Origin of the sequence: Microvirga sp. KLBC 81 (assembly GCF_003075415.1) — a bacterium.
GTDB lineage: Bacteria > Pseudomonadota > Alphaproteobacteria > Rhizobiales > Beijerinckiaceae > Microvirga.
This window is the reverse complement of sequence record NZ_QDAH01000357.1, coordinates 1-500: the sequence shown is the minus strand read 5'-3', so window position 1 is coordinate 500 and position 500 is coordinate 1. Positions and strand designations below refer to the sequence as shown.

The window sequence follows — 500 nt, the reverse complement described above, 5'->3', positions numbered from 1 at the left end:
GTCACCGGCGGGCAGTCGTCGTTGTCCAGCAACGATTCCAGGATCGCCTTGATCGGCGCGATGCCGGTGCCGGTGGCCATCATGATCATCGGCCGCCAATCTTCCTCGTGATAGCTGAACACGCCCAGCGGCGCCTCGATCTCGAGCGCCGCGCCCGGCCGCGCCTGCCCCAGCCACTGGTCGGTGTAGCGGCCGCCCGGAATGCGGCGCACGTGGAAATCCACCAGGTTGCCGGCGGGCGCCGAGGCCATCGAGAAGCTGCGGGTGGCGCCGTCGGGCAACACCACGTTCATGTACTGGCCCGGCGCGTAATCGAGCGGCGTGTCCGGCGGCAGCGCCAGCGTCAGGTGGATGACGTCGTCGCACAGCGCGGCGATGCGATGCACGGTGGCGTCCAGGCGCCGCGGCTCGGCGAATTGGCGCGGGTTGGCGACGCTGATGCACAGATCGCTGCGCGGCCGCGCCTGGCAGGCCAGCGCATAGCCCTGGGCCGCCTCTTC

General features: G+C 70.6%; 1 protein-coding gene. It reads right to left on the bottom strand.

Annotated elements, in window-relative coordinates; genetic code table 11:
- Positions 1 to 500 (bottom strand): FAD-binding oxidoreductase (locus DC522_RS34195; protein ID WP_245444801.1); only part of this gene is annotated, 500 nt, incomplete at both ends.